The sequence below is a fragment of the Providencia sp. PROV076 genome (genome assembly GCF_028483405.1).
In the GTDB taxonomy this organism is placed as follows: domain Bacteria; phylum Pseudomonadota; class Gammaproteobacteria; order Enterobacterales; family Enterobacteriaceae; genus Providencia; species Providencia huaxiensis.
In genome coordinates this window covers 148761-173114 of sequence record NZ_JAMPRR010000001.1, presented here as the reverse complement: position 1 = coordinate 173114, position 24354 = coordinate 148761, and the positions used below count along the sequence as shown (strand labels likewise).

At 44.4% G+C, this 24354-nt stretch carries 26 protein-coding genes; 16 read left to right on the top strand and 10 right to left on the bottom strand.

Features of this window, described 5'->3' with window-relative positions:
- Nucleotides 1-38: 38 nt before the first annotated feature.
- The 3 genes from surE to PSF67_RS00770 are packed head-to-tail and all read right to left on the bottom strand — an operon-like array spanning nt 39 to nt 1716.
- The gene (surE, locus tag PSF67_RS00780) at nt 39-920 is read right to left on the bottom strand and encodes a 5'/3'-nucleotidase SurE (RefSeq protein ID WP_272676386.1); all 882 of its coding nucleotides are present in this window, start codon (nt 918-920) and stop codon (nt 39-41) included.
- A 28-nt stretch (nt 921-948) separates the two neighbouring features.
- The gene (locus PSF67_RS00775; RefSeq protein WP_272676384.1) at nt 949-1398 is read right to left on the bottom strand and encodes a hypothetical protein; all 450 of its coding nucleotides are present in this window, start codon (nt 1396-1398) and stop codon (nt 949-951) included.
- Between the two features lie 15 nt (nt 1399-1413).
- On the bottom strand, nt 1414-1716 hold the full coding sequence (locus PSF67_RS00770) for a hypothetical protein (protein ID WP_102137884.1): 303 nt from the start codon (nt 1714-1716) through the stop codon (nt 1414-1416).
- 165 nt (nt 1717-1881) lie between these two features.
- Between PSF67_RS00770 and PSF67_RS00765 the strand changes: the two genes are divergently transcribed.
- From PSF67_RS00765 to hypE, 13 genes are all read left to right on the top strand, one after another.
- Complete coding sequence (locus tag PSF67_RS00765) at nt 1882-2085, top strand: hypothetical protein (RefSeq protein ID WP_166264357.1); 204 nt, start codon at nt 1882-1884, stop codon at nt 2083-2085.
- A gap of 442 nt (nt 2086-2527) precedes the next feature.
- Nucleotides 2528-4804, top strand: coding sequence for a carbamoyltransferase HypF (gene hypF, locus PSF67_RS00760; protein ID WP_272676382.1), 2277 nt, complete (start codon nt 2528-2530; stop codon nt 4802-4804).
- Between the two features lie 610 nt (nt 4805-5414).
- On the top strand, nt 5415-6533 hold the full coding sequence (hybO, locus tag PSF67_RS00755) for a hydrogenase 2 small subunit (RefSeq protein WP_102137882.1): 1119 nt from the start codon (nt 5415-5417) through the stop codon (nt 6531-6533).
- Between the two features lie 2 nt (nt 6534-6535).
- Nucleotides 6536-7522, top strand: coding sequence for a hydrogenase 2 operon protein HybA (gene hybA, locus PSF67_RS00750; RefSeq protein ID WP_094961065.1), 987 nt, complete (start codon nt 6536-6538; stop codon nt 7520-7522).
- On the top strand, nt 7506-8693 hold the full coding sequence (gene hybB, locus PSF67_RS00745) for a Ni/Fe-hydrogenase cytochrome b subunit (protein WP_102137881.1): 1188 nt from the start codon (nt 7506-7508) through the stop codon (nt 8691-8693). The genes hybA and hybB overlap by 17 nt, the downstream gene beginning before the upstream one ends.
- The gene (gene hybC / locus PSF67_RS00740) at nt 8690-10393 is read left to right on the top strand and encodes a hydrogenase 2 large subunit (RefSeq protein ID WP_195697701.1); all 1704 of its coding nucleotides are present in this window, start codon (nt 8690-8692) and stop codon (nt 10391-10393) included. The genes hybB and hybC overlap by 4 nt, the downstream gene beginning before the upstream one ends.
- Nucleotides 10393-10890, top strand: a complete 498-nt coding sequence (locus PSF67_RS00735; RefSeq protein WP_166264361.1) for a HyaD/HybD family hydrogenase maturation endopeptidase — start codon at nt 10393-10395, stop codon at nt 10888-10890. Before hybC ends, PSF67_RS00735 begins: the two co-directional genes overlap by 1 nt.
- On the top strand, nt 10880-11371 hold the full coding sequence (gene hybE, locus PSF67_RS00730) for a hydrogenase-2 assembly chaperone (protein ID WP_272676380.1): 492 nt from the start codon (nt 10880-10882) through the stop codon (nt 11369-11371). Before PSF67_RS00735 ends, hybE begins: the two co-directional genes overlap by 11 nt.
- Nucleotides 11364-11705, top strand: a complete 342-nt coding sequence (gene hypA, locus PSF67_RS00725) for a hydrogenase maturation nickel metallochaperone HypA (protein ID WP_166264365.1) — start codon at nt 11364-11366, stop codon at nt 11703-11705. Before hybE ends, hypA begins: the two co-directional genes overlap by 8 nt.
- 90 nt (nt 11706-11795) lie before the next feature.
- Complete coding sequence (hypB, locus tag PSF67_RS00720) at nt 11796-12836, top strand: hydrogenase nickel incorporation protein HypB (protein ID WP_272676378.1); 1041 nt, start codon at nt 11796-11798, stop codon at nt 12834-12836.
- On the top strand, nt 12827-13123 hold the full coding sequence (gene hybG, locus PSF67_RS00715; RefSeq protein WP_004257928.1) for a hydrogenase maturation factor HybG: 297 nt from the start codon (nt 12827-12829) through the stop codon (nt 13121-13123). Before hypB ends, hybG begins: the two co-directional genes overlap by 10 nt.
- Nucleotides 13107-14219, top strand: a complete 1113-nt coding sequence (gene hypD / locus PSF67_RS00710) for a hydrogenase formation protein HypD (protein ID WP_102137875.1) — start codon at nt 13107-13109, stop codon at nt 14217-14219. The genes hybG and hypD overlap by 17 nt, the downstream gene beginning before the upstream one ends.
- Nucleotides 14220-15236 (top strand): hydrogenase expression/formation protein HypE, encoded by a 1017-nt coding sequence (gene hypE, locus PSF67_RS00705; protein WP_272676375.1) that lies wholly within the window; start codon nt 14220-14222, stop codon nt 15234-15236.
- Between the two features lie 42 nt (nt 15237-15278).
- Here hypE and ureG read toward each other — a convergent pair whose 3' ends face one another.
- From ureG to PSF67_RS00670, 7 genes are read right to left on the bottom strand one after another with little or no spacing between them, the layout of a single operon-like run.
- Complete coding sequence (ureG, locus tag PSF67_RS00700) at nt 15279-15896, bottom strand: urease accessory protein UreG (protein WP_004908472.1); 618 nt, start codon at nt 15894-15896, stop codon at nt 15279-15281.
- A gap of 9 nt (nt 15897-15905) precedes the next feature.
- A complete protein-coding gene (locus tag PSF67_RS00695; RefSeq protein ID WP_272676374.1) occupies nt 15906-16571 on the bottom strand; it encodes an urease accessory protein UreF in 666 nt (221 codons plus the stop codon).
- A 21-nt stretch (nt 16572-16592) separates the two neighbouring features.
- Nucleotides 16593-17075 (bottom strand): urease accessory protein UreE, encoded by a 483-nt coding sequence (ureE, locus tag PSF67_RS00690; protein ID WP_272676372.1) that lies wholly within the window; start codon nt 17073-17075, stop codon nt 16593-16595.
- A 21-nt stretch (nt 17076-17096) separates the two neighbouring features.
- Nucleotides 17097-18800: an urease subunit alpha gene (gene ureC / locus PSF67_RS00685; protein WP_102137871.1), complete on the bottom strand. Its 1704-nt coding sequence runs from the start codon at nt 18798-18800 to the stop codon at nt 17097-17099.
- 2 nt (nt 18801-18802) lie between these two features.
- On the bottom strand, nt 18803-19126 hold the full coding sequence (locus PSF67_RS00680) for an urease subunit beta (protein ID WP_102137870.1): 324 nt from the start codon (nt 19124-19126) through the stop codon (nt 18803-18805).
- 8 nt (nt 19127-19134) lie between these two features.
- Nucleotides 19135-19437, bottom strand: coding sequence for an urease subunit gamma (locus PSF67_RS00675; RefSeq protein WP_004908484.1), 303 nt, complete (start codon nt 19435-19437; stop codon nt 19135-19137).
- Nucleotides 19438-19458: 21 nt separating this feature from the next.
- Nucleotides 19459-20295, bottom strand: coding sequence for an urease accessory protein UreD (locus tag PSF67_RS00670; protein ID WP_166264373.1), 837 nt, complete (start codon nt 20293-20295; stop codon nt 19459-19461).
- 410 nt (nt 20296-20705) lie between these two features.
- Between PSF67_RS00670 and PSF67_RS00665 the strand changes: the two genes are divergently transcribed.
- The 3 genes from PSF67_RS00665 (at nt 20706) to PSF67_RS00655 (ending at nt 24352) form a co-directional block, all read left to right on the top strand.
- The gene (locus PSF67_RS00665; RefSeq protein ID WP_102137868.1) at nt 20706-21596 is read left to right on the top strand and encodes an AraC family transcriptional regulator; all 891 of its coding nucleotides are present in this window, start codon (nt 20706-20708) and stop codon (nt 21594-21596) included.
- 240 nt (nt 21597-21836) lie between these two features.
- Entirely contained in the window at nt 21837-23390 is a 1554-nt protein-coding gene (locus PSF67_RS00660; protein ID WP_229597618.1) for an ABC transporter substrate-binding protein, read from the top strand.
- Complete coding sequence (locus PSF67_RS00655; protein ID WP_166264377.1) at nt 23390-24352, top strand: ABC transporter permease; 963 nt, start codon at nt 23390-23392, stop codon at nt 24350-24352. Before PSF67_RS00660 ends, PSF67_RS00655 begins: the two co-directional genes overlap by 1 nt.
- Nucleotides 24353-24354 lie beyond the last annotated feature (2 nt).

Genomic DNA, 24354 nt, shown 5'->3' with positions numbered 1-24354 from the left:
GCTCATGCCTTACGCCTCTATTTATTAAAATGATAAGGTTATTTTGTGTTGAAATCATTTTTATATTCTTTTACTTTTTCTTCAGGAGCATTCCAATCACCATCGAATACAGTATAAGTAATATATCCTTTGTCGAGGTATCCAGTATCCGAATTATCACTTCTCATTTTTAATGCTTCAGGATTAATGAATTGCTTAGTTTTTCCTTCGGCGGTTATTTCATATAAAACTTGTGGTGAAACGGTATATTCGTTTTCAATAAACTTTACGCCTTTAATTTTATCTTTAGGTAGTGCAGGGTAATTAATGCTTAATCCTGATCTCGCTGGAAGTACTTTCTCGCCAGTCTCCCATTTTTTATTTAAATTATCAACGAGATCAACAATATAAGTGACTGAATCAGGCCAATATTTTTGGGTGCTAGGCCAACCTGATTTTATTTCTTCTTCAGTCATAATATAACCAATACTTGCGGCTATCGCTGGGTAGCCAAGACGTACAGCGCGAGCTGCGGCTGAGACCGTTCCTGAATTAAGTTGCGAGGCTCCGGTATTTGGGCCATCGTTGACTCCAGAAATTACAAGGTCTGGTGGTGTTTCCCGTAATAATCCCTGCAAACCAAAATCCAGTGAATCTGCAGGAGTACCAGGGAAACAATAAGTACGCTCATCGACTTTTTTAACATCAAACTCTTTCCCTGCTTTGAATGTAATAGCAGTCCCTATTCCGCTTTGATTTGTTGCTGGACCGACAAGCCAAACATCATAACCTTTTGCATCTAATTGAGACTTTAATTCAGTTAGGCCAAATGCCTCACATCCATCGTCATTAACTAATAAAATACGCATTTTATCGTTGCTGGCTTGAGCTTGAAGTCCAAATAGCGTTAATAAACTAATAGCTAAAATTGTTTTTTTCATTTTGCCCCTCGACACATGATTAGTGGTATTAAAATATATTGAATTTATAATCAAAAATAATATCTGCGGCGATAGCATTTCTTCGAATATAGTGGCCACTATCATCAAAAACAGGCTGTACGCGGTTTCCTTGTACTTGATATAACCAAGCTTTGGTTAATTTAGTAAATATCGTAAAGTTTTTTAAGCTTGGATCACTAGGTTGCCAAGCATTGATGAGATTAATCTCACCTGTTTTAATTTTATTATTTTTAAAATCAAACTGACCGTAATTTAATTGTACTGCAGAATAAAAATCTTCAGCATATTTATAATCAATAAGCCCTGTTAGAGCTAATTCACCATCACGCTGATAGTGATAAGCGGCAGATGACATAGGCTCAATATGCCAACGTGCATTTCTCAAAGGATGCCTGTCAAAATAACCGAGTGACCCGTCATTTTTTGAAGCATCAGTATAGCCAATACCCAGTTTCATACCTAAGGCATCATGTTACCATCTAACAGTACCTTCATAGACCCAAGAGGTGCCATTAGCGGCCTGCTGTGCGGAGGGCATATCTTTATATAATTCTAAAGGGACATTACCAAAAGCTTGGAACCCAAGAGTGATATTAGAATAAGGCATATAGCTTAGTTCAAGAACATGACGGTCAATGAAATCTTTCGCATAGCCATAATTATAACTGGCAGTGAGTTCTTTTGTTTTATAGTTGATACCACCCGCTGCGATATATTCAACAGGGGTTTTATTTGCACTATGGAATTTTTCTTTATTCGGGGTAAAGCGTTCCATAACTCTATCAACATATAGCGTATCGATTGAAAAATCCTGATATTTCAATGTGCCATCGAAAGAAACGCCTCATGGTTCAGGGCCAGCAACCAGTGGGGCAACACCTTTTAAGCGTTATAAATTATGGCCTTATTTAGGCGGTGTTAGAACTCCACTGACTGTGTCATGCCTAGTCATACACAGCAACCAAATAGTATTCGCTCCCAATATGTTAGTGTCATTGATATTGCCCCTACAATTTTAGATGCAGCGGGAACTTCATTTACAACAGAGGTTGATGGGGGAAAACAAATTCCTGTGGCAGGTAAATCTTTCTTGGGAACACTAAATTCGGATGACGCAAAAACCCGTGACGTGCAGTATTTTTAACTGCGTAGTCAGCGAGCTATTACTCAAGGAGACTGGAGAGCTGTCGCATTACACCGTTACAACACCAGCTATGATGATGACCAATGGCAACTGTTCAATACAGCAGAAGATTTTTCTGAATCAACCGACTTAGCGAAAAAGTACCTAGAAAAACTGAAAGCATTGCAGCAATTATGGGGGGATGAAGCAAGAAAATATAGCGACGCAGCGGTCGTGGATCCTTCTGAGTTCTTCTACAACTTTAATCGTATGGAAGATGGTTTTATCAGCGATTAAACTGATAAATTCACTGTTATTGTTAAAATAGCCACAAGAATTGCTTTGTGGCTATTTCTATTGAGCGAGTATTGTTAATGTGTTTTTCATATTTTATTGATCTCAAGTGAAGTTTTTTTTATGTCTTCGCGGGAAAATATCCTCAGTGTGTTAAGAGGGTGCACGAGTGAAAAACGGTATACAGTTACGCATCAAAGGGAAAGTGCAAGGTGTAGGTTTTCGCCCCTATGTTTGGCAATTAGCGCATCAATGCCAACTTTTAGGTGATGTGTGTAATGATGCTGAAGGGGTGCTGATTCGTTTATGTACTGATTCGGATCCCACTGAATTTACTCAGTTATTGTACCAACACTGCCCACCGTTAGCCCATATAGAAAGTATTGAACTGCAACCTTTTCAATGGGATAAATTACCCGACGCATTTACTATTCGCCGTAGTGGCGAAGGTAAAATGGATACTCAAGTCATCCCAGATGCTGCTACTTGTGATGCATGCCAACAAGAGCTTTTTGCTCCATCGAATCGACGTTTTCATTACCCGTTCACAAACTGCACGCATTGCGGCCCTCGCTTCACGATTATTCGTCGTATGCCTTATGATAGGCCCAATACTGCAATGGCCGATTTTCCTTTGTGTCCTAATTGCTTAGTGGAATATCAATCCCCCGCAGATAGGCGTTTTCACGCACAACCCAATGCCTGTGCGGTGTGTGGTCCTGAAATTAAATTGTGCGACCCATCAGGAAAAATGATCGCAAATAAAGAGAATGCATTAGCCTTGGCAGCTCAGCAGTTATTGGCCGGGAAAATTGTTGCTATTAAAGGGATTGGCGGTTTTCATCTTGCTTGTGATGCAAGTAGTGATGAGGCGGTAGAAGCTTTACGAGGGCGTAAATGCCGCCCAACCAAGCCGCTGGCGGTTATGATCCCATCACTGAATTGGTTAGAGCAGCACAATATGCCGCTGAGTGATGGCTTACGTGCATTATTAAAAAGCCCTGCCGCTCCGATTGTATTGGTTAAAAATTGGAAAAATCCTGTATTAAGCCAATATATTGCGCCAAATCTAGCGGAAATCGGTGTTATGTTGCCTTCTAACCCATTGCAACACCTATTGATGGCACAAGTTAATCGCCCATTAGTGATGACGTCAGGAAATGCATCAGGGAAGCCCCCTGTGTTGAGCGAGCAAGCTGCGCTGGTTGATTTAGCCAATATCGCCGATGTTTGGCTCACTCATAACCGCGATATTGTCCAACGTGCAGATGACTCATTGGTGCGTTATCATGATGGACAAGCGGAAATGCTCCGCCGTGCACGGGGCTATGTCCCTGATGCGATTGATTTACCTGAAGGGTTTGAAAATTCCCCATCAATACTGGCTTTAGGGGCTGATCTTAAAAATACCTTTTGTTTATTGCGAGACAAAAGTGCAGTCATGAGCCAACACCTAGGCGACCTTGATGATATGGATATTTTTGAGCAATATCAGTCTGCGATTGCATTATTTGAATCTATTTATCGTTTTACGCCAACCGCTATAGTCTCTGATATGCATCCTAATTATGTGAGTACGCGCTATGGCGAGGCGTTATCACAGCAATTACGGATCCCATTGATAAAAGTGCAGCATCATCATGCACATATTGCTGCGGTAATGGCTGAGCATGGTTTGCCATTAAATGGAAGTAAAGTCATTGGGTTAGCTTTGGATGGTTTGGGGTATGGGGATGACCACCGGCTATGGGGAGGTGAATGCTTACTAGTGGATTATAAATCCAGTCAATATCTAGGAGGCTTGCCCCCAGTTGCACTGCCGGGAGGGGAATTAGCTTCTCGGCAGCCATGGCGTAATTTCCTTGCGCATTGTTTACAATTTGTTCCCCAGTGGCAAAAGCAAGAGAGCGCCGCTTATTTAATGTCATTTCCTTGGCAAGGCTTACAAAAGGCGATTGAGAAAGGAATTAATAGCCCAACGGCTTCATCTACTGGGCGGCTTTTTGATGCGGTTGCTGCAGCGTTAGGTATTTGTACGGCACAAACCAGTTGGGAAGGGGAGGCTGCTTGCCAACTAGAAGCGATTGCCATGAAATCACCCGTGAGCGTACATCCGGTCACTATGCCATTAGTGGATCAACAATTAGATTTACATACATTTTGGCAACAATGGATAGCGTACTGTGCGCCTAAACCACAACGGGCACATGCCTTTCATGTGGCATTAGCGCAAGGTTTTGCTGAGCTAGCACGGAAGTCAGCGAACCAATATGGTACTAAGACAATTGTTTTGTCAGGTGGCGTGACTCATAACCAATTATTGAGAAAACTATTAGTGAATAACCTATCTGAGTTCGATGTGCTATATGCAAAACAATTTCCCATGGGAGATGGTGGGCTATCATTGGGGCAAGTCGCTATCGCTTCTGCGATGTTGAAAAATTAATCTATTACTAATGGGCAGTATTATATTTATAGGGTTGTATACTTACCTATTTTTTCAGCTTTTCATTTTAATAGATTATATTTTATTTTTGATATTGATTCTTATTTAACATATTTGTTTTTATATTAATGGTTGGGTTGTTATTAATACACCTATTCCGCTTAATTAATTATATTAAGATGATTGGTTTTGATATCATAATGAAAAATAAATGATTTTTTTATTTTAAATGATGTGATGTATAACGCAGTATTGAAAATAAAATCTATTTATTTATATTTCCATTCTTGTTTTGTTACGGGTTACTGAATCGATTTTTCTAGCAAATATATAAAAAAAATAAAATTTCTTATTGCCTTTTGATGAAGATCAAATGATTTAGGCGCGGTAGGAATAGGATCTTATTTTATATTTATACATCAGGTTACTTAAATAAGAATTTATTTCATTAGAGTTGGTTTTGTTTGCTTCTTAAATAGATAAATACAAGCAAAAAGCGTATTCATCATTTGTGTATAGGGCTTTGTGGTATTTATAACTTTAAGGTAGTAAACAAAAATCCCCTCCTAATGAATAGGTTTTAAGCCACCCATAATAATAGGAAAAAAGAATGATAGGAGATAACTCTATTATTTCTTCGCATGGCATTAACCGCCGTGATTTTATGAAGTTATGTACAGCACTGGCTGCGACAATGGGATTAAGCGGGAAGGCTGCTGCCCAAATTGCGGAATCTATTAGTGACCCAGCTCGACCTCCTGTCATTTGGATTGGCGCCCAAGAGTGTACAGGGTGTACGGAATCTTTGCTGTGTTCAACCCATCCAACTTTGGAAAATTTAATTCTCGATACCATCTCATTGGAATACCACGAGGTGTTGTCTGCCGCCTTTGGTGAGCAAGTTGAGCAAAATAAACATGATGCAATTGAAAAGTACAAAGGAAAATATGTTTTAGTCGTCGATGGTTCTATCCCATTGAAAGATGGTGGTATTTACTGCATGGTGGCGGGGAAACCGATTGTTGAGCATATTCGTGAAGTGGCTGAACACGCTGCGGCTGTAATTGCGATAGGTTCTTGCGCTTCGTGGGGCGGTGTTGCTGCGGCAGGTGATAACCCAACAGGAGCCGTGGGTTTAGATCAAGTCATTAAAGATAAAACCGTTATTAATATTCCAGGCTGCCCACCTAATCCACATAACTTCCTTGCGACGGTCGCACACTTAATTACGTTTAATCGCCCACCAAAATTGGATAGCAAAAATCGCCCAATGTTCGCGTACGGTCGATTAATTCATGAACACTGTGAACGTCGCCCTCATTTTGATGCGGGCCGCTTCGCAAAAGAGTTCGGTGATGATGGCCATCGTGAAGGTTGGTGTTTATACCATTTAGGTTGTAAGGGACCTGAAACGTACGGTAACTGCTCCACATTGCAATTCTGTGATGTTGGCGGTGTCTGGCCTGTGGCAATTGGTCACCCTTGTTATGGCTGTAATGAAGAAAATGTAGGGTTCCATAAAGCTATCCACCAACTAGCAAGTGTTGAAAACCCAACACCACGTGTGGATAAACCGGATGTGAATAACCGCGAAGGTGGCCAAATTTCATCTACAGCTGTGGGGTTAATTGGTGGTGTTGTCGGGTTAGTGGCTGGGGTTAGCGTGATGGCGGTACGTGAATTAGGTCGTCAAAAACGCCAACAAGATACTGACTCACGGGGAGAATAACCGTGAATAGACGAAATTTTCTTAAACTCTCCGCTGGGGGAGCATTACTTGCGGGAAGTTCACCCAGCTTGGCGGGGCCTGAAAACCGCCCGCCAATTCCTAATTCTTTGGGGATGCTATATGACTCGACCCTGTGTATTGGGTGTCAGGCGTGCGTGACAAAATGCCAAGATATTAACCACCCGGAACGTAACCCGGTCGGGGAACAAACTTGGTCAAATAATGACAAACTCACCCCTTATACCAACAATATTATTCAGGTTTGGAGCAGTGGAACAGGCGTTCATAAAGACCAAGAAAAAGATGGCTATGCCTACATTAAAAAGCAATGTATGCATTGTGTTGACCCTAATTGCGTGTCGGTTTGCCCTGTTCAAGCGCTGAAAAAAGACCCAAAAACCGGCATTGTTCATTACGATGCCAGCGTATGTACTGGTTGCCGTTATTGCATGGTGGCGTGTCCATTTAATATCCCGAAATATGCCTACGATGACAAATTTGGTGCAATTCATAAGTGCGAGTTATGCAACCAAAAAGGTGTCGAACGTTTAGACAAGGGCGGTTTGCCCGGTTGTGTCGAAGTTTGCCCAACAGGCGCAGTAATTTTCGGGACGCGTGAAGAATTACTCGCGGAAGCCAAAAAACGCTTAACACTCAAAGTGGGGGATGAGTACGGCTACCCAAGACAAACCTTACACAGCAATGACCCAAATGTGATTAAAGTGCCGAAATATGAGTCCCATGTTTATGGCGAACTTGAAGGCGGTGGTACACAAGTCATTGTTCTTTCCGGTGTGCCATATCAAAACCTTGGGCTACCTGAATTGGAGCAGTTGTCCACAGGGGCGCGTTCTGAATATGTGCAGCACACGCTTTACAAAGGCATGGTACTGCCATTGGCCGCGTTGGCAGGGCTGAGTTTCTTGGTGTATCGCAATACCAAGAATGACAAACACGAAGGAGATGACTCAAATGACGACGCATCATAAAGAGCAGCCGCTAGGCGGGCGTTTAGTCAGTTGGCCAATTATGGTCTTTGGGCCCTTAGTGCTGATTTGTGTCATCTTGATAGTTAAACGCTTGGTCTTCGGCTTAGGCTCAGTTTCTGACCTAAATGGTGGCTATCCTTGGGGGATCTGGATTGCTTTTGACTTGCTGATTGGAACCGGTTTTGCTTGTGGCGGTTGGGCGCTGGCTTGGGCGGTGTATGTATTTAACCGAGGTGAATATCACCCGTTAGTGCGCCCTGCATTATTAGCCAGTTTGTTCGGGTACTCTCTCGGTGGCTTGTCTATCACTATTGACGTAGGTCGTTACTGGAACTTGCCTTATTTCTACATCCCCGGTTTCTTTAACACCAACTCAGTGCTGTTTGAAACCGCAGTGTGTATGACGATTTATATCGGTGTGATGGCATTGGAATTTGCCCCTGCACTGTGTGAGCGCTTTGGTTGGAAGGTTTCGTTAAAACGACTGAATAAAGCGATGTTTTTTATTATTGCTCTTGGCGCATTACTGCCGATGATGCACCAATCGTCTATGGGTTCATTGATGATTTCGGCGGGGTATAAAGTCCACCCTATTTGGCAAAGTTATGAAATGCTGCCACTACTCTCATTACTGACTGCATTCATTATGGGCTTTTCCATCGTCATTTTCGAAGGGTCATTACTCCAAGCCGCGTTGCGGGGGCAAGGCGCTGATGAACGGCCGCTGTTTGTTCGTATCACTCGGATCTTGCAGGTATTGTTAGTGCTGTTCTTGGTCTGCCGTTTCGGTGAACTAATTTATCGGGGCAAGTTGCACCATATCTTCAATACCGATTTCTACGCCATGATGTTCTGGATAGAAACCGCATTAATGGTTTTCCCGTTGATTATTTTCCGCATGCCATCATTGAGAAATGATTCACGATGGTTATATGCAAGCGGTTTGAGCATGTTGATTGGGGCTGCCATGTGGCGGATGAGCTATTCCCTCGTTGCATTCAACCCAGGGGGCGGATATGACTATTTCCCAACAACAGAAGAACTTTTAATTTCAATAGGTTTTGTGGCAATAGAGGTATGCGCTTATATCTTATTGATCCGCTTATTACCTGTTATTCCAGCATTGAAAAAAACAACGATGAGCCATTCAGAGGCCCGAGGTAAAGCATGAGCCAACGTATAACAATAGACCCAGTCACTCGTATCGAAGGTCACTTACGCATTGATTGTGAAATTGAAGATGGAAAAGTCACCAAGGCTTGGGCTTCAGGCACGATGTGGCGTGGTATGGAAGAGATAGTCAAAGGGAAAGACCCCCGTGATGCATGGATGATTATGCAGCGCATTTGTGGGGTTTGTACCACGGTGCACGGTATTGTGTCGGTACGCACTATTGAAAGTGCTTTAAATATTGATGTGCCAGTGAATGCGCAGTATATCCGTAATATGATTTTAGCCGCGCACACCATTCAAGACCATATAGTCCATTTTTATCAATTATCTGCATTAGATTGGGTGGATATCACCTCTGCATTGAATGCAGACCCAAATAAAGCAGCAGAAATCTTGAAAGGCGTTTCGACGTGGCCATTGAATAGCCCAGAAGAATTCACGCGAGTTCAAGATAAAATTAAAAAACTGGTTGCCAGTGGGCAATTAGGTATTTTTGCCAATGGATATTGGGGGCACCCAGCGATGAAATTGTCGCCGGAGGTGAACTTAATCGCCGTAGCTCACTATTTACAAGCCCTTGAATGTCAGCGAGATGCCAACCGAATTGTAGCGTTATTAGGGGGGAAAACACCGCATATTCAAAACCTTGCCGTTGGTGGTGTCGCAAACCCTATTAACCTTGATGGTGTCGGGGTTCTGAACCTCGAGCGTTTGATGTATGTAAAATCCTTTATTGACCGTTTAGGGGATTTCATTGAGCAAGTGTATAAGATTGATGCAGCAGTGATTGCTGCGGGCTACCCTGAATGGCTCGAAGTCGGCCAAGGCGCAAAACATTACATGTGTATGCCTGAAATGCCAATGGACGGTAAAAATGGGAGTTTCCTATTACCGGGTGGTTATCTGGAAAACAGCGATTTTAGTACTTATCGCCCCATTACTAGCCATATGGATGAGTATTTGATCAACGGCATCAAAGAAAGTAGCAAACATGCATGGTACAAAGAAAATGAGCCACAGGCTCCATGGGAAGGCACCACCAACCCAGATTACACGGGCTGGGACGATGACGGTAAATACTCATGGGTAAAAGCCCCAACTTTTTATGATAAAACCGTCGAAGTCGGGCCGCTTGCTGACTTGTTGTGTAAATTAGCGGCAAAACATGAGCCGACAGAAAAACACTTTAATGATGTGGTAAACCTGTACCAAACACTGACAGGCAATACGATTAGTGTGGATCAACTGCATTCAACATTGGGCCGAATTATCGGACGTAGTGTTCGCTGCTGTGTGCTGAATGAAACTCTGTCTATTCAATGGCAAGCGCTGGTTGATAACATAGGAAAAGGCGATTACACCACCTTTGTAAAACCCGTATTCCCTGAAAATGCCACTATTAAAGGTGTTGGTTTTGGGGAAGTCCCACGTGGTTTATTGTCGCACTGGGTTGTGATCAAAGACGGTAAAATTGAAAATTACCAAGCGGTAGTGCCATCCACTTGGAACTCAGGCCCGCGTAACTTCAATGATGAGCCAGGCCCTTATGAGCAAGCATTGGTAGGAACTCCTGTTGCTGATCCCGCTAAACCCCTTGAAGTGGTGCGAACCATTCACTCATTTGACCCTTGTATGTCTTGTGCTGTGCACATTGTTGACCCAGAAGGCGGCGAAGTCACTAAGGTTAAGGTGCTGTAATGCGTATTTTAGTTTTAGGTGTTGGCAATATATTGCTGAGCGATGAAGGGATTGGGGTACGCATCGTTGAGGCTTTAGAGCAGCGCTATCACTTGCCTGAATGCGTGGAAGTGCTAGATGGTGGAACGGCGGGAATGGAATTGATTGGCCCGATGGCAGATAGAGACCATTTGATCATTGCTGATGTTGTGTTATCGAGCCAGCAGGCTGGCTCGATTTTAGTCTTGCGCGATGACGAAGTTCCTGCACTGTTTACGCGTAAAATCTCCCCGCATCAACTCGGCTTATCAGATGTGCTATCCGCTTTGCATTTAACAGATGAATTCCCACAGCGGCTAACATTAGTTGGCGTTGTGCCTGGATCCCTCGAACCGCATATCGGTTTGACGGCAATAGGGCAGGCCGCTTTAGAGCCAGCTTTACAAAAGGTTATTGAGGTTTTGCGAAGCGAAGGCTTGGAAATCATAGCGAAAGAAGAGAGTTTGCATGCCGGATGACATCTTAGGTTATGAAACTAACCCTCGGCCTCTAGTTGAGGCCGCATTTACGCGAGTTGCTGAACAATCGATGCATGATTTGTCATTTTTGCATCCGACGATGCCAGTGCATGCCAGTGAATTTTCACTGTTTGACGGGCAATGGGTGGGCGTGGTGATCACGCCTTGGATGCTCAGCGCGATTATTCTACCGGGGCCTGAACAGTACTGGCCTCGTCGCGTGGTCGGTGACAAGGTTGGGTTAATCCTCCCCTATGGTGAAATGACGTATACCGTGGGGGAATTAGACGGCTTGACCCAATATTTTGCTTGCTCATTAATGTCGCCATTAGAAAAGAAACTGACACCAGAACAAGGTATTCACCTAACGGATGATTGCCAGCGAATATTGTTATCGCTTCCAGTGAGTGACCCAAATATTCCTCAAGCACCTGAACGTAGAGCATTGTTTGCCCGCCACTTAAGGGGGCAGGATGCATGAGGTTTCGTTATGCCAAAGTACGATAGAAATTATTGAACAGCAGGCGAAAAAAAATGCAGTTAACCGAGTCACCGCTGTTTGGCTTGAAATTGGTGCGCTCTCTTGTGTTGAAGAGAGTGCCTTTCGCTTCAGTTTTGACGTCGTTTGTCGTGGGACGGTTGCAGAAGGCTGCCAGCTCCACATTATTTACCAGCCCGCACAAGCATGGTGTTGGGATTGCAGTGAAATAGTGGAAATAGATAGCCACCAATCGGTTTGTCCATGCTGTCAGGGGTTGAATCTGAAAGTGGAAAGTGGGGAGCGTTTACGCATCAAAGAGTTGGAAGTGGAATAGCTTTTTGAGGTGAGCTTGAGGTGTATCAACCAGACTCTATGGATTATGTATTAATCTAATTTAATAATTTAGCTGTTGGGAGTGAAACTTATGTGCAGTACTTGTGGATGTGCATCGGGAGAGCGCAAAATCGAGGGTGATGACCATCACGGCCATGCTCACGATCACCATCACGGTCACGATCATCATCACGACCATGACCACCATCACGGCCATGATCACGACCATCACCATGATCATGAACCTCACGGGCAAACGGTGATCATTCATCACCATTACTATCATCAAGGTGATGTTCACAACCACTATCACCAATATGAACCCGCACCTGCTGAAAGCAAATCTAAAAAGCATAAACACAAACATAAGCACAAACATATTTACCAAACCGCAGAGGCAAGTTTTAAACCGGCTGGCGAACATCATGACCTTGATTATGGACACGGTGAAGCGGGTACCCATGCACCGGGGATCAGCCAAAAACGCATGCTACAAATCGAGATGGATGTATTAGATAAAAATAACCATCTGGCAGAGCATAACCGTGAAGATTTTAACCAGAAGAATATTTTAGCGCTAAACCTCGTTTCTAGCCCCGGTTCAGGGAAAACCACTTTGTTAACAGAAACGTTGTTAAGGCTGCGTGACAAAATCAATTGCGCAGTGATTGAAGGTGACCAACAAACCACCAATGATGCACAGCGGATCCGCGAAACGGGTGTGCCTGCGATTCAAGTGAATACAGGAAAAGGCTGCCACCTAGATGCACAAATGGTGCACGATGCAACAGCGCGTTTAGAGTTAGCCGATAACAGCTTATTATTTATTGAAAATGTGGGGAATTTAGTTTGTCCTGCTAGCTTTGATTTGGGCGAGCGCCATAAAGTGGCGGTGCTGTCGGTCACGGAAGGGGAAGATAAACCCCTCAAATACCCACATATGTTTGCGGCAGCAGATATCATGTTATTGAATAAAATTGACTTATTGCCATACCTGAATTTTGATGTTGATGCTTGTATTGCCAATGCCAAGCAAGTGAACCCCAATATCCAAGTTATCCAAGTTTCTGCGACACGAGGCGAGGGGATGGATGCATGGCTGGCATGGTTGGAGACACAGCTATGTGCTTAGGTATTCCGGGCAAAATAGTGGCAGTTGGTGAAGATATCCACCAACTCGCTCAAGTGGATGTTTGTGGTGTAAAACGCGATGTGAATATTGGCCTAATTTGTGAAGGAGAAACCGCTGATTTATTAGGCCAATGGGTACTAGTACACGTCGGGTTTGCCATGAGTATTATCAATGAAGAAGAAGCGCAATCCACCTTGGATGCGTTAACCGCGATGAGCCAGCTAGACCACGAGGTCAGCGATTTTAGTGGTTTAAATGCAGGAGCGGCAGATGCAGTACGTCGATGAATTTCGCGACCCTGTTCTTGCAAAAGCGCTGTTGGCGCATATTCATCAACGGGTGAATGAAATACCCCAAGCGAAACGACGCCCATTACAACTCATGGAAGTCTGTGGTGGCCATACCCACGCGATTTTTAAGTTTGGTATTGACCAGTTATTACCCGCTGAAATTGAGTTTGTTCATGGGCCGGGTTGTCCTGTTTGTGTATTACCAATGGGACGCATTGATGGCTGTATCGAAATTGCGCAGCGCCCAGAGGTTATTTTTTGTACTTATGGCGATGCAATGCGTGTGCCGGGGGAAAAGGGGTCTTTACTCGACGCCAAACGCAATGGGGCGGATGTCCGTATCGTTTATTCACCGTTAGATGCTTTGGCATTGGCAGAGCAGCACCCTCATCGGCAAGTGGTTTTCTTTGGCTTAGGCTTTGAAACCACAATGCCGAGTACGGCAATTACCTTGCAGCAGGCGAAGCGACGCCAATTAGCAAATTTTAGTGTATTTTGCCAGCACATTACGATCATTCCCACCTTGCGTAGCTTACTTGAGCAACCGGATGTCCGTATTGACGGTTTTTTAGCACCGGGACACGTGAGTATGGTGATCGGGGCGCATCCCTACCAATTTATTACCGAAGACTTTCATAAACCCTTGGTGGTCACAGGGTTCGAACCCTTAGATATTTTGCAGTCATTAGCCATGTTAGTTGACCAAATCGCTGATGGCCGTTGTGAGGTAGAAAACCAATATAAACGTGTTGTGGCCGATGAAGGTAACCTGTTGGCAATGAAGGCGTTAGAAGAAGTTTTTGAACTCAAACAAACCAGCGAATGGCGTGGATTGGGGGAAATTGCAGGTTCAGGGGTTCAATTAACTCAAGCTTATCAGTTTTTTGATGCCGAGAAGCGTTTTCAGGTACAACCTCATAAAGTGGCGGATGACCCGCTAGCTCGTTGTGGCGAAGTATTAACAGGGCGCTGCAAACCCAACGAATGTACGTTGTTTGGGCGCCGTTGTACGCCACAAACCGCTTTTGGTGCACTGATGGTTTCTTCTGAAGGCGCCTGTGCAGCTTATTACCAATATCGTCGGGAGGTATAAATGAGTAATCATGTGGTGACGATGGCACATGGTAGTGGTGGGCAGGCTATGCAGCAATTGATTGAACAGTTGTTCTTGCAGGCATTTGCTAACCCAGCGTTGAATGAGCGGGAAGACCAAGCTCGGCTAGCACTGGCGGAAATGACCGCATTGGGCGACCGTTTAGCATTCAGTACTGACAGTTATGTTATCGACCCAATTTTTTTCCCGGGCGGTAATATTGGAAAACTGGCTGTATGCGGTACAGTGAATGACGTCGCAGTCAGTGGTGCGATACCCAAGTATCTTTCTTGCGGCTTTATTTTGGAAGAAGGTTTTCCACTTTCTGAACTTACTTTAATTGTGGAATCGATGGCTGCAACGGCAGCAGCGGCTGGCGTGGCTATTGTGACAGGTGATACTAAAGTAGTACAGCGCGGTGCGGCAGACAAAATTTTTATCAATACAGCAGGTATTGGCGTGATCCCGACCAATATTCAGTGGGGAGCTCAGCATATTCAAGTGGGGGATAAAGTGATTGTCAGTGGTACGTTGGGCGACCACGGAGCCACTATTTTAAACCAACGCGAACAGCTCGGGTTAGAGGCAGAACTTTGCAGTGATTGTGCAGTATTAACACCATTAATCGCCCCGTTACGTGAAATTGATGGCGTTCGTGCATTACGAGATGCAACTCGTGGTGGCGTAACGGCAATATTGCATGAATTTGCCCAAGCTAGCGGCTGTGGAATTGCGGTAAACGAGGGGGATTTACCTGTCTCTTCAGCAGTTAGAGGCGTGTGCGAGCTATTAGGTTTAGAACCGTTAAATTTTGCCAATGAAGGTAAATTAGTGATTGTGGTGAAACCTGAAGCGGAAAATGCGGTACTTGCTGCACTACACCAGCACCCATTAGGGAAAGATGCGACTACGATTGGTTGTGTCACCGAACAGAAACAAGTCAGATTAGTTGGGATCTTCGGTACATCAAGGTTATTAGATTTACCCCACAGTGAGCCTTTACCGCGCATTTGTTAATTGGGCACCCTATAGATAAAACCTATAGGGTGAACAAATGTATTAACGTCTTAACATGCCTTTATCGATAATAAACTCGATAATGGTTTCTAAGCCGACTTTTTTCTTTAAGTTCGTAAACACATAGGGTTTCACTGGGCGCATTCTTGCGGTATCGGCTTCCATAACTTCTAATGAAGCCCCGACATACGGTGCAAGGTCGATTTTATTAATCACCAGTAAATCGGAATGCGTGATCCCCGGGCCGCCTTTACGTGGGATTTTTTCCCCTTCAGCGACATCAATCACATAAATGGTTAAGTCTGCCAGTTCTGGGCTAAATGTCGCACTGAGATTATCGCCACCGCTTTCCACGAATACGATATCGAGGTTTTTATGGCGCATGGCGAGCTCTTCAACTGCGGCTAAGTTCATTGATGCATCTTCACGAATAGCCGTGTGAGGGCAGCCACCAGTTTCAACACCAATAATGCGGTCTGCATCTAATGCTTCGGCACGGGTTAAAATTTTGGCATCTTCTTGGGTGTAAATATCATTGGTGACAACGGCAATTTGGTAAGTGTCGCGCATGGCTTTACATAACACTTCTAATAATGCCGTTTTTCCTGAGCCAACCGGCCCACCGACACCAATTCTTAAGGGTTGATTATATTCTTGCATAGCATTTTCTCATGAACGAAAAAGTCGTGTGTATTGGGTTTCATGCCGACTACTGGCAATAATTTGTGCTGGGGTAAAGCTGCCAATATCGTCTATTGGCCAGATTGCCGATTGCGTGACCACCTCGGGTATGCGTTCAGCAAGGGTAAATAAGATGTTTTGCCCTGCGCTTTGCCCTAAAGGGATAAGCTTAACACCTGACATCACTGTGTTTTCAAGCCAGCCCCATGCATATGCGGTACATAATTTTTCAACGTCAATCTGCCAATTTACCGCAGCGAGGGCGAAGGCCATTAGCTGAGTTTGTTTAACGCAGCTCAATGTGGTTGTATCAAGCTCAATACCCAGCTGAGGCAGCAAACGGGCAAATGCAATGCCGCGCTGGCGCTCCTCTGACCGTAGTTCTTTGGTTTCACGGCTGGCAATTATAAATTCACACCAATAGGAGACTTTTTCCATATCAGCACTCAATAAGTGGGTGTGAATTTGCCGTAAAACAGGGAGTTCCAATGTCGCAATCGCATGGGTCATTTGTGCCGTTAACCAGCTTGCTAGCGTTTCAGGCGTGGTTACCCAGCCTTTTTCAATGGCCCACTCTAAGCCTTGGGAATAGGTAAATGACCCAACAGGCAAAGACGGGCTGACTAATTGATATAAACGCAAATCCGCTAACATGGATAAACTTCCCAAATATGATTAATGGTGATGATGGTCATCGTGATCGTGATGATGATGGTGATGCCCACCGGATGAACCACCATAAGCCCCCGGCTCTGGTTGGTATTTTTCCAAACCAACACTGACGGTCGCACCAAGCCCACGAGCCATATCATCTAAGACATGGTCATGAAAATAACGACACCAGCCTGCTTCGATTTGCAGCGGTACGTGGCGGTTACCTAAGTGATAACAAACACGCGCTAACAGAAGAGGGTCATCACTATAAACGGTTGATACTTGCTCTTTTGCCGCTTCGATGGTGACTAACTCACCCTCTTCAGTGGCTAAGATATCGCCTTCTTTAAGCACGGTACCACGTGGCAGAAACAACCCGGCTTCTTGGCCATCGCTTAAGGTGACTTTTAAGCGGCTCTTTGTGCGCTCATCCATAGTCAAACACAAGGATAACTCAGTGTGTGATGCTTGGTGGTTATCTATAATTTTAATGAATTTTTTCATGTTTGGGTTCTTTCGTCGGGGTCAGAATAAAAAGTAACGTTGTGCCATCGGCAGCTCAATTGCAGGCTCACAAACTAATGGAATACCATCGGCTTTTACGATGTAAGTCTGCGGGTCCAGCTCAATATGTGGCACATAACTATTGTGGATCATGGATGCCTTGCTAATATTTCGGCAGCCTTCCACACGACCAATTTTGCTCTGCAAACCGAGTTTTTCAGGCACGCCAGCATCAATCCCCGCTTTCGACATAAAAATCATCGACGTTTGGTATTTGGCTTTACCTAATGTGCCAAACATTGGGCGGTAGTGCACAGGTTGAGGCGTTGGGATAGCCGCGTTGATATCTCCCATAGGGGCATAAGCAACCATGCCGCCTTTCATGATCAAGGCGGGCTTGATGCCAAAAAATGCGGGATCCCACAAGACGATATCCGCAAGTTTACCTTTTCCAATCGACCCGACCTCATGGGCAATACCGTGGGCGATAGCGGGGTTAATGGTGTATTTCGCCACGTAACGTTTGATGCGGTTATTGTCGTTTTCTGGTGTATCGCCTTCTAAAGTTCCGCGCTGTAATTTCATTTTATGAGCGCATTGCCAAGTACGAGTAATCACTTCACCAACACGCCCCATGGCTTGTGAGTCCGAAGACATGACTGAAATGGCGCCCATATCATGCAAAATATCTTCAGCGGCGATGGTTTCACGGCGAATACGGGACTCAGCAAATGCCACATCTTCAGGAATGGACGGGTCTAAGTGGTGGCAAACCATTAACATATCCAAATGCTCATCAACGGTATTGATGGTGTATGGCATAGTTGGATTAGTTGACGCAGGCAGAATATTGGGCTCTCCCACCGATTTGATCACATCAGGGGCGTGACCGCCACCAGCGCCTTCGGTGTGGAACACGTGGATCACACGCCCAGCGATGGCTTTTACGGTTTCTTCATAAAAACCGCCTTCGTTTAATGTATCGGAGTGGATGGCGACTTGGACATCCATTTCATCAGCCACATTCAAGCAGTTATGGATAGCCATCGGGGTCGCGCCCCAGTCTTCGTGGATTTTCAAGCCGATTGCTCCCGCTTCAATTTGTTCGCGGATAGCCTCGGGTTTACTGACGCAGCCTTTCCCAAACAAACCGACATTAATCGGCAGCTCGTCCACGGCTTGTAACATGCGGTACATATTCCAAATACCAGGCGTGACGGTCGTGGCATTGGTGCCCGCGACAGGGCCAGTTCCGCCACCAATAAAGGTGGTGACGCCTGACACTAAGCCTTCTTCAGCCTGTTGTGGGCAAATAAAGTGAATATGGGTATCAACGCCACCCGCGGTGATAATTTTGCCTTCGCCTGCAACCACTTCAGTACCGGGGCCAATCACGATATCGACATTCGGCTGCACGTCAGGGTTGCCAGCTTTACCAATACCCGCAATGCGGCCATTTTTAATGCCAATATCGGCTTTAACAATGCCCCAATGGTCTAGAATAATGGCGTTGGTGATTATCACATCAACGCATTGGTCGCTGGTTACTTGGCTTTGTCCCATACCGTCACGAATGACCTTACCGCCACCAAATTTGACCTCTTCACCATAAGTCGTGAAATCTTTTTCAATTTCTAAAAATAATTCTGTGTCTGCTAAGCGTAGGCGGTCACCCGTTGTTGGGCCAAACATATCCGCATAGGCTTGCCGTGAGATGGTTTTCATGATTATTTCTCACTCTCTAATTTTCCCATGATCTTGCCATGGAAACCGTAAATTTCTCTTTTACCGCTAAATGCGACTAACTCAACAGTGCGACTCTGTCCGGGCTCAAAACGAACGGCCATTCCCGCAGGGATATTTAAACGAAACCCAAGCGTGCCTTCACGTGCAAATTTTAGCGCTTCGTTCGCTTCGTAAAAATGGTAGTGAGAGCCAATTTGTATCGGGCGGTCGCCTGTATTTGCGACGAGGATTATTTGGGTTTCTCGGCCTGCATTGAGTTCGATGTCACCTAAAGCTTGATTGACTTTAATTTCACCGGGGATCATGTTGCCTCCTATACAATTGGGTCGTGGATAGAAACCAACTTTGTGCCATCAGGAAATGTACATTCCACTTGGATGTCTTTGATCATTTCTGGCACGCCTTCCATTACTTGCTCTGCGGTTAACACGGTTCTGCCTTCGCTCATTAATTGGGCAACCGTTTTGCCATCGCGGGCACCTTCCATAATCGCACAACTGATTAGCGCGACCGCTTCAGGGTAATTGAGCTTTAATCCACGCGCTAAACGCCTTTCTGCGACGAGGCCTGCCGTAAAAAGCAATAATTTATCTTTTTCTCTTGGGGTTAGTTCCATTTTTTGCTCCTAAAAAAACGTTTATGTTGCCCAAATACGCGGTGGCTCAGGGCAATAACCTAACCAGTATTGCCTTGTTGCCTGCCAAATATGGGCAAAACAGGCCATCATTGGCTCGGTTTGGGAGCCTAATAGCCGCAAAACTAAAATACCATCCACATCAGTTAGCCCATACTCAAGCGGCCTAGCATCTGTAGAGAAAAAACAGGCCAAGCTATCTTGAAGTTCAGCTTTCAACTCATCGCTGGCGGGGTAGATATACAAAGAACCGACCATGGGAAACTCACGCATGACAGCCGACTGTTTTTGAGAACCGTCGATAAAGATAGATTCCGCCAGGGTGAGCTTGTCATCAATATAAAACTGCAATCGGCCCCGAATATTACCGTTGTCGAATTGCTCGTTTAATACTGGGCGGCCTAAACACTGGATTTCCCAGCCGATAAATTTTGATGAACTTGCGATCCGCACATGGGTCTCTAAGCGAACTTGCGCCTCAGGGAAAAAAATGTTTTCTTGAGGTAACCACTCTAAGAACCCATTAGGTGCCACGGTTAAGGTTTGTACTTGCCGTGCAACACCGCCTGCACTACGATAAAATTTTGTCGCTCCAGGCGTGGTCAATAGCGCATGGGCGTGTGGTTGAACATCAATATTGATAAGAAGTTTATCCCCCCCGACAACGCCACCGGGTGGATGAAGTAAATACGTGTGTGCAATTCCTTGCTCGGGGTAGAATGGCCGCTGAACCATTAAAGGGCCGATATGTTGTTTATCCGTTAAGCGGGTGACGCCACGTTTTAGTTCATATCGTAAAAAGATTTCAGCTAACCAGCCTGATCCTGAAAAATCAGACATACTTTCTCCTGCAACTCAGTCAACTAAAAATACGCGAACATGTTTAGCTATAGCCCAAACAAAAATTGGGTACTTATGATGTAAAAGCTAATGCAAGTAGGGTAGGATGAGAATGAACACTAAAATTATTATTATGCAGTGTTGTCAGCTACATTTGTCTGCCGCGCGATTCTACACCTTATATCGAAATTTGCCTTTCAATTAAACAGCATTTTATTTAGAAAATATAACAACCATCAAAATAACAGTAAAAAATGAGCGTATATCTATATTGCGATTTCAGCGTAACAGGACTATATTCTCAGCCGCACTGATATGGGGTGGAGATGTTTACGACGTTACCTTATATCTATTCAACAATCCCTTTTCTTGGGAAGTCATTCTGACATTAACGGCAGTTTATAGAGATTATGGAATATAAATTCTTTCTTTCGAAAAGCCAAATGGTGTTAAAAGCGTTTTATATTGAAAGCGCGATGATAGCCATGCTAACTGGCGCGAAAGGAAATATCGTGATCAATGGCCAATCCATTGAAATTGAAAGCGATGTCACCTTAATTATTCCTAAATACAGCCAAGTTTCCTGCAATATTGTGTGTAACACCGTGAAGCAGCCGCTTGAGTTACACACCTTGTCGATGTCAGCAGAAGAATTACAAGCGGTATTTTTATTACTGAAAACATTGATGAAGTCTGGTGCGCCTCTGACTAGCCACCAACCGATTTACCATATTTCTCCCCCAGAAACCGTGAGAGATAACTTTAGTTTGTTAAAACAATGCTTACCATTAGAAAAACAGAGTGAATCCCAAGAAGCATTGTTAATGAAACAGAGCCTATATTTTATTTTAATGGCAATATATCAAGAAGGTATCGATATTCTGAATCTTTTTCGTTTCAATTATGATGAACCGAAAAACCAAGCGATTACCCATTTGATAACTCAAGAACCGCAAAAAAAATGGCATTTAGACGATGTTGCGAAAGCGTTATTTACGACACCTTCAACATTGCGCCGCCATTTGAACCGCGAAGGGGTGTCTTTTCGTCAATTATTGTTAGATGTTCGCATGGGGATGGCGTTGAATTATTTGACGTTTTCGAACTATTCTGTTTTTCAAATTAGTCATCGCTGCGGCTTTGGTAGCAATGCTTATTTTTGTGATGTTTTTAAGCGAAAATATAATATGACACCTTCCCAGTTTCGGTTGCAATCAAGGCAGTCGAATGACCCTAATTTTATTACTAATTTGTCCTTGCGTTCTAACCCAATTGAATTTGACAAAGAAATAGATGAGTAGTTGTTAAGGTAGGTCAAATAACGACTTAATTTTAGCGGTTTCTCGATTAAATTCGCTGTTCTATTGATGTAGCGCCTAGCAATCAAGACATTAAATTTAATATAACTCATATTTGCTACCTTACACTTAGTAAATATCTCACCGATAGCGACATCAATGAAAATAACGACATTGGTGGTTTGAAATAAAAAATAAAACCTATCTATAGAGGGATGTATGATTAAAAATATCGTTGCAGCAATGTGCCTGATGGGGCTCACACTGCAAGCTCAAGCTGTGGAACCTACTCAATCACAAACCTTACGTTTAGCGATTGGCTCAGAGCCGACTGAAGGTTTTGACCCTATGCTTGGGTGGAGCCACGGCAGTTACCTACTGTTGCATAGCCCATTACTGAAACAAAAAGCTGACCTTTCATGGCATAGCTATATGCTTGAAAGCTATCAACATAATGCCGATGGTAAGCAGTGGACACTTAAGCTGAAAAAAGGCTTAAAATTTTCCGATGGCTCCCCATTGACCGCCAAAGATGTGGTTTTTACCTATAACAATGCCGCAGCAAGTGGCGGTAAGGTGGACATGGGCAACTTTGCCAAAGCAGAGGAAATTGACCCACTCACCGTAAAAATCACGTTATCTTCCCCACAAAGTACCTTTGTGAATGTACTAGGCTCGTTAGGGATTGTTTGTGCCGATAAATATGATGCGAAAACCTATGCACATAACCCGATTGGCGCAGGCCCTTATCGCTTAGTCGCATTCCAGCCGGGGCAGCAACTGATTGTTGAGCAAAATCCATATTATGCAGGGCCAAAAAATGCCTTTGGTAAAATGGTCTTTGTTTTCCTTGATGAAGATGCGGCCTTTGCTGCGGCACAAAGCAATCAACTGGAAATCGTCCGTATTCCCGCTGCGGTAGCGGCAAATGCCAATAATGTGAAAAATATGAAATTGGTTGAACGCTATAGTGTGGAAAATCGCGGTATCTCTTTCCCAATTCCACCTGCGGGTGAGAAAGATGCTCAAGGTAACCCTATCGGTAACGACATCACTTCTGATGTTGCTGTCCGTAAAGCGATTAACTATGCACTTGACCGTAAACTATTGGCAGAATCTGTATTGGAAGGCTTTGCCGTACCGGCTTATACCGGCGTCGCGGGGCTGCCATGGAATAACCCAGACTCCGCTTTTAAAGATGGCGATCTTGAGAAAGCGAAATCCATTTTAGAAGAGGCGGGGTGGACGCTAAACAAAGATGGCTTAAGGGAAAAAGACGGTAAAGTGGCTAAGCTAACCTTATGGTATGCGAGTGGCGATACCACACGCCGCGATTTGGCTCAGGCTATTCGTTCAAGTTTAAAACCGATTGGTATCGAAATGGACTTAAAATCGGGGAGCTGGGAAACCGTTGAACTCAATATGCATGCGAATCCAACACTGTTTGGTTGGGGAAGCTTAGACCCGATGGAAATTGTCCATAATTACAGCAGCAAGGCTGCGGGTGTTGGCTTTTACAACCCGGGTTATTATAAAAATGCTGAAGTCGATCAATTGATTGAAAAAGCGTTAGCGCAAGCTGACCAAGACGCAGCGATCCCGTTATGGCAACAAGTGGATTGGAACGGTAACACGGGGGTGGGTATTAAAGGTGATGCCCCATGGGCTTGGTTGATGAACCTGCAACATATTTATTTACTGAATAATTGTGTTGATTTAGGCACCAGTGCCCCTGAAATTCACGGCTCTTGGTCAGTGTTAAATAATGTCGATGAATGGGCGTGGACCTGTCAGTAATGCGAACCGCACTCGGGCTTTTATTACGATTTATTTGCTTATTAACCGTAACGGCAGCAGGAATTTTTATCCTGCTGAGTTACTCGCCTATTGATCCAATAAAAGCCTATATCGGCAATGACTTACTGCACGTTCCCCCTGAGCAATATGCGCTCATTGCTGCTCGATGGGGGCTTGATCAGCCACTGTGGGTTCAGTTCTGGCGCTGGTTTTCGCAAGTCTTACAGGGGGATTTGGGCTATTCCATGCTCTATAACACCCCAGTAATTCAAGTGATTGCTGACCGCCTTGTGCCTTCTTTAGCCCTACTTATTAGCTCTTGGCTGTTCTCTGGCGTTGTTGGTTTTGCGTTGGGTTTGGTCGCGGGACGTTATTTAAACCGCTGGCCAGACAAACTTATTTCAACGTTATGCTATTTACTTGCTTCAATTCCTGTTTTTTGGGTGGGTTTGCTGTTGTTGTCTCTGTTTGCGGTGACATTACAGTGGGCGCCGATATGCTGTGCTTGGCCGATAGGCTTGGATGAGCAAACGGCAACATTTTCACAAAAACTTCATCATCTGGTTTTACCTGTCATTGCGTTGGGTATGTTAGGCGTCGGCAATATCGCACTGCATACACGTGCCAAAGTGGTTGAGGTGATGAGCAGTGAATTTATTCATTATGCACAAGCCCAAGGAGATAAAGGCTGGTCGATGATAGGCTTTCATGTCCTAAAGCATGCCATCACCCCCGCAATTTGTTTACAGTTTGCGTCTATTGGTGAGTTATTAAGTGGGGCATTATTAGCAGAGAAAGTTTTTGCCTATCCAGGCTTAGGTCAGGCGACGATTGATGCGGGGCTACGTGGAGACATTCCCTTGTTGATGGGGATCGTGATGTTATGTGCTGCGCTAATATTTTTTAGCAATACGGTAGCCGACAGCTTGCTAAAAAAAGTGAATAAGGGAGTGATGAGGTAGTC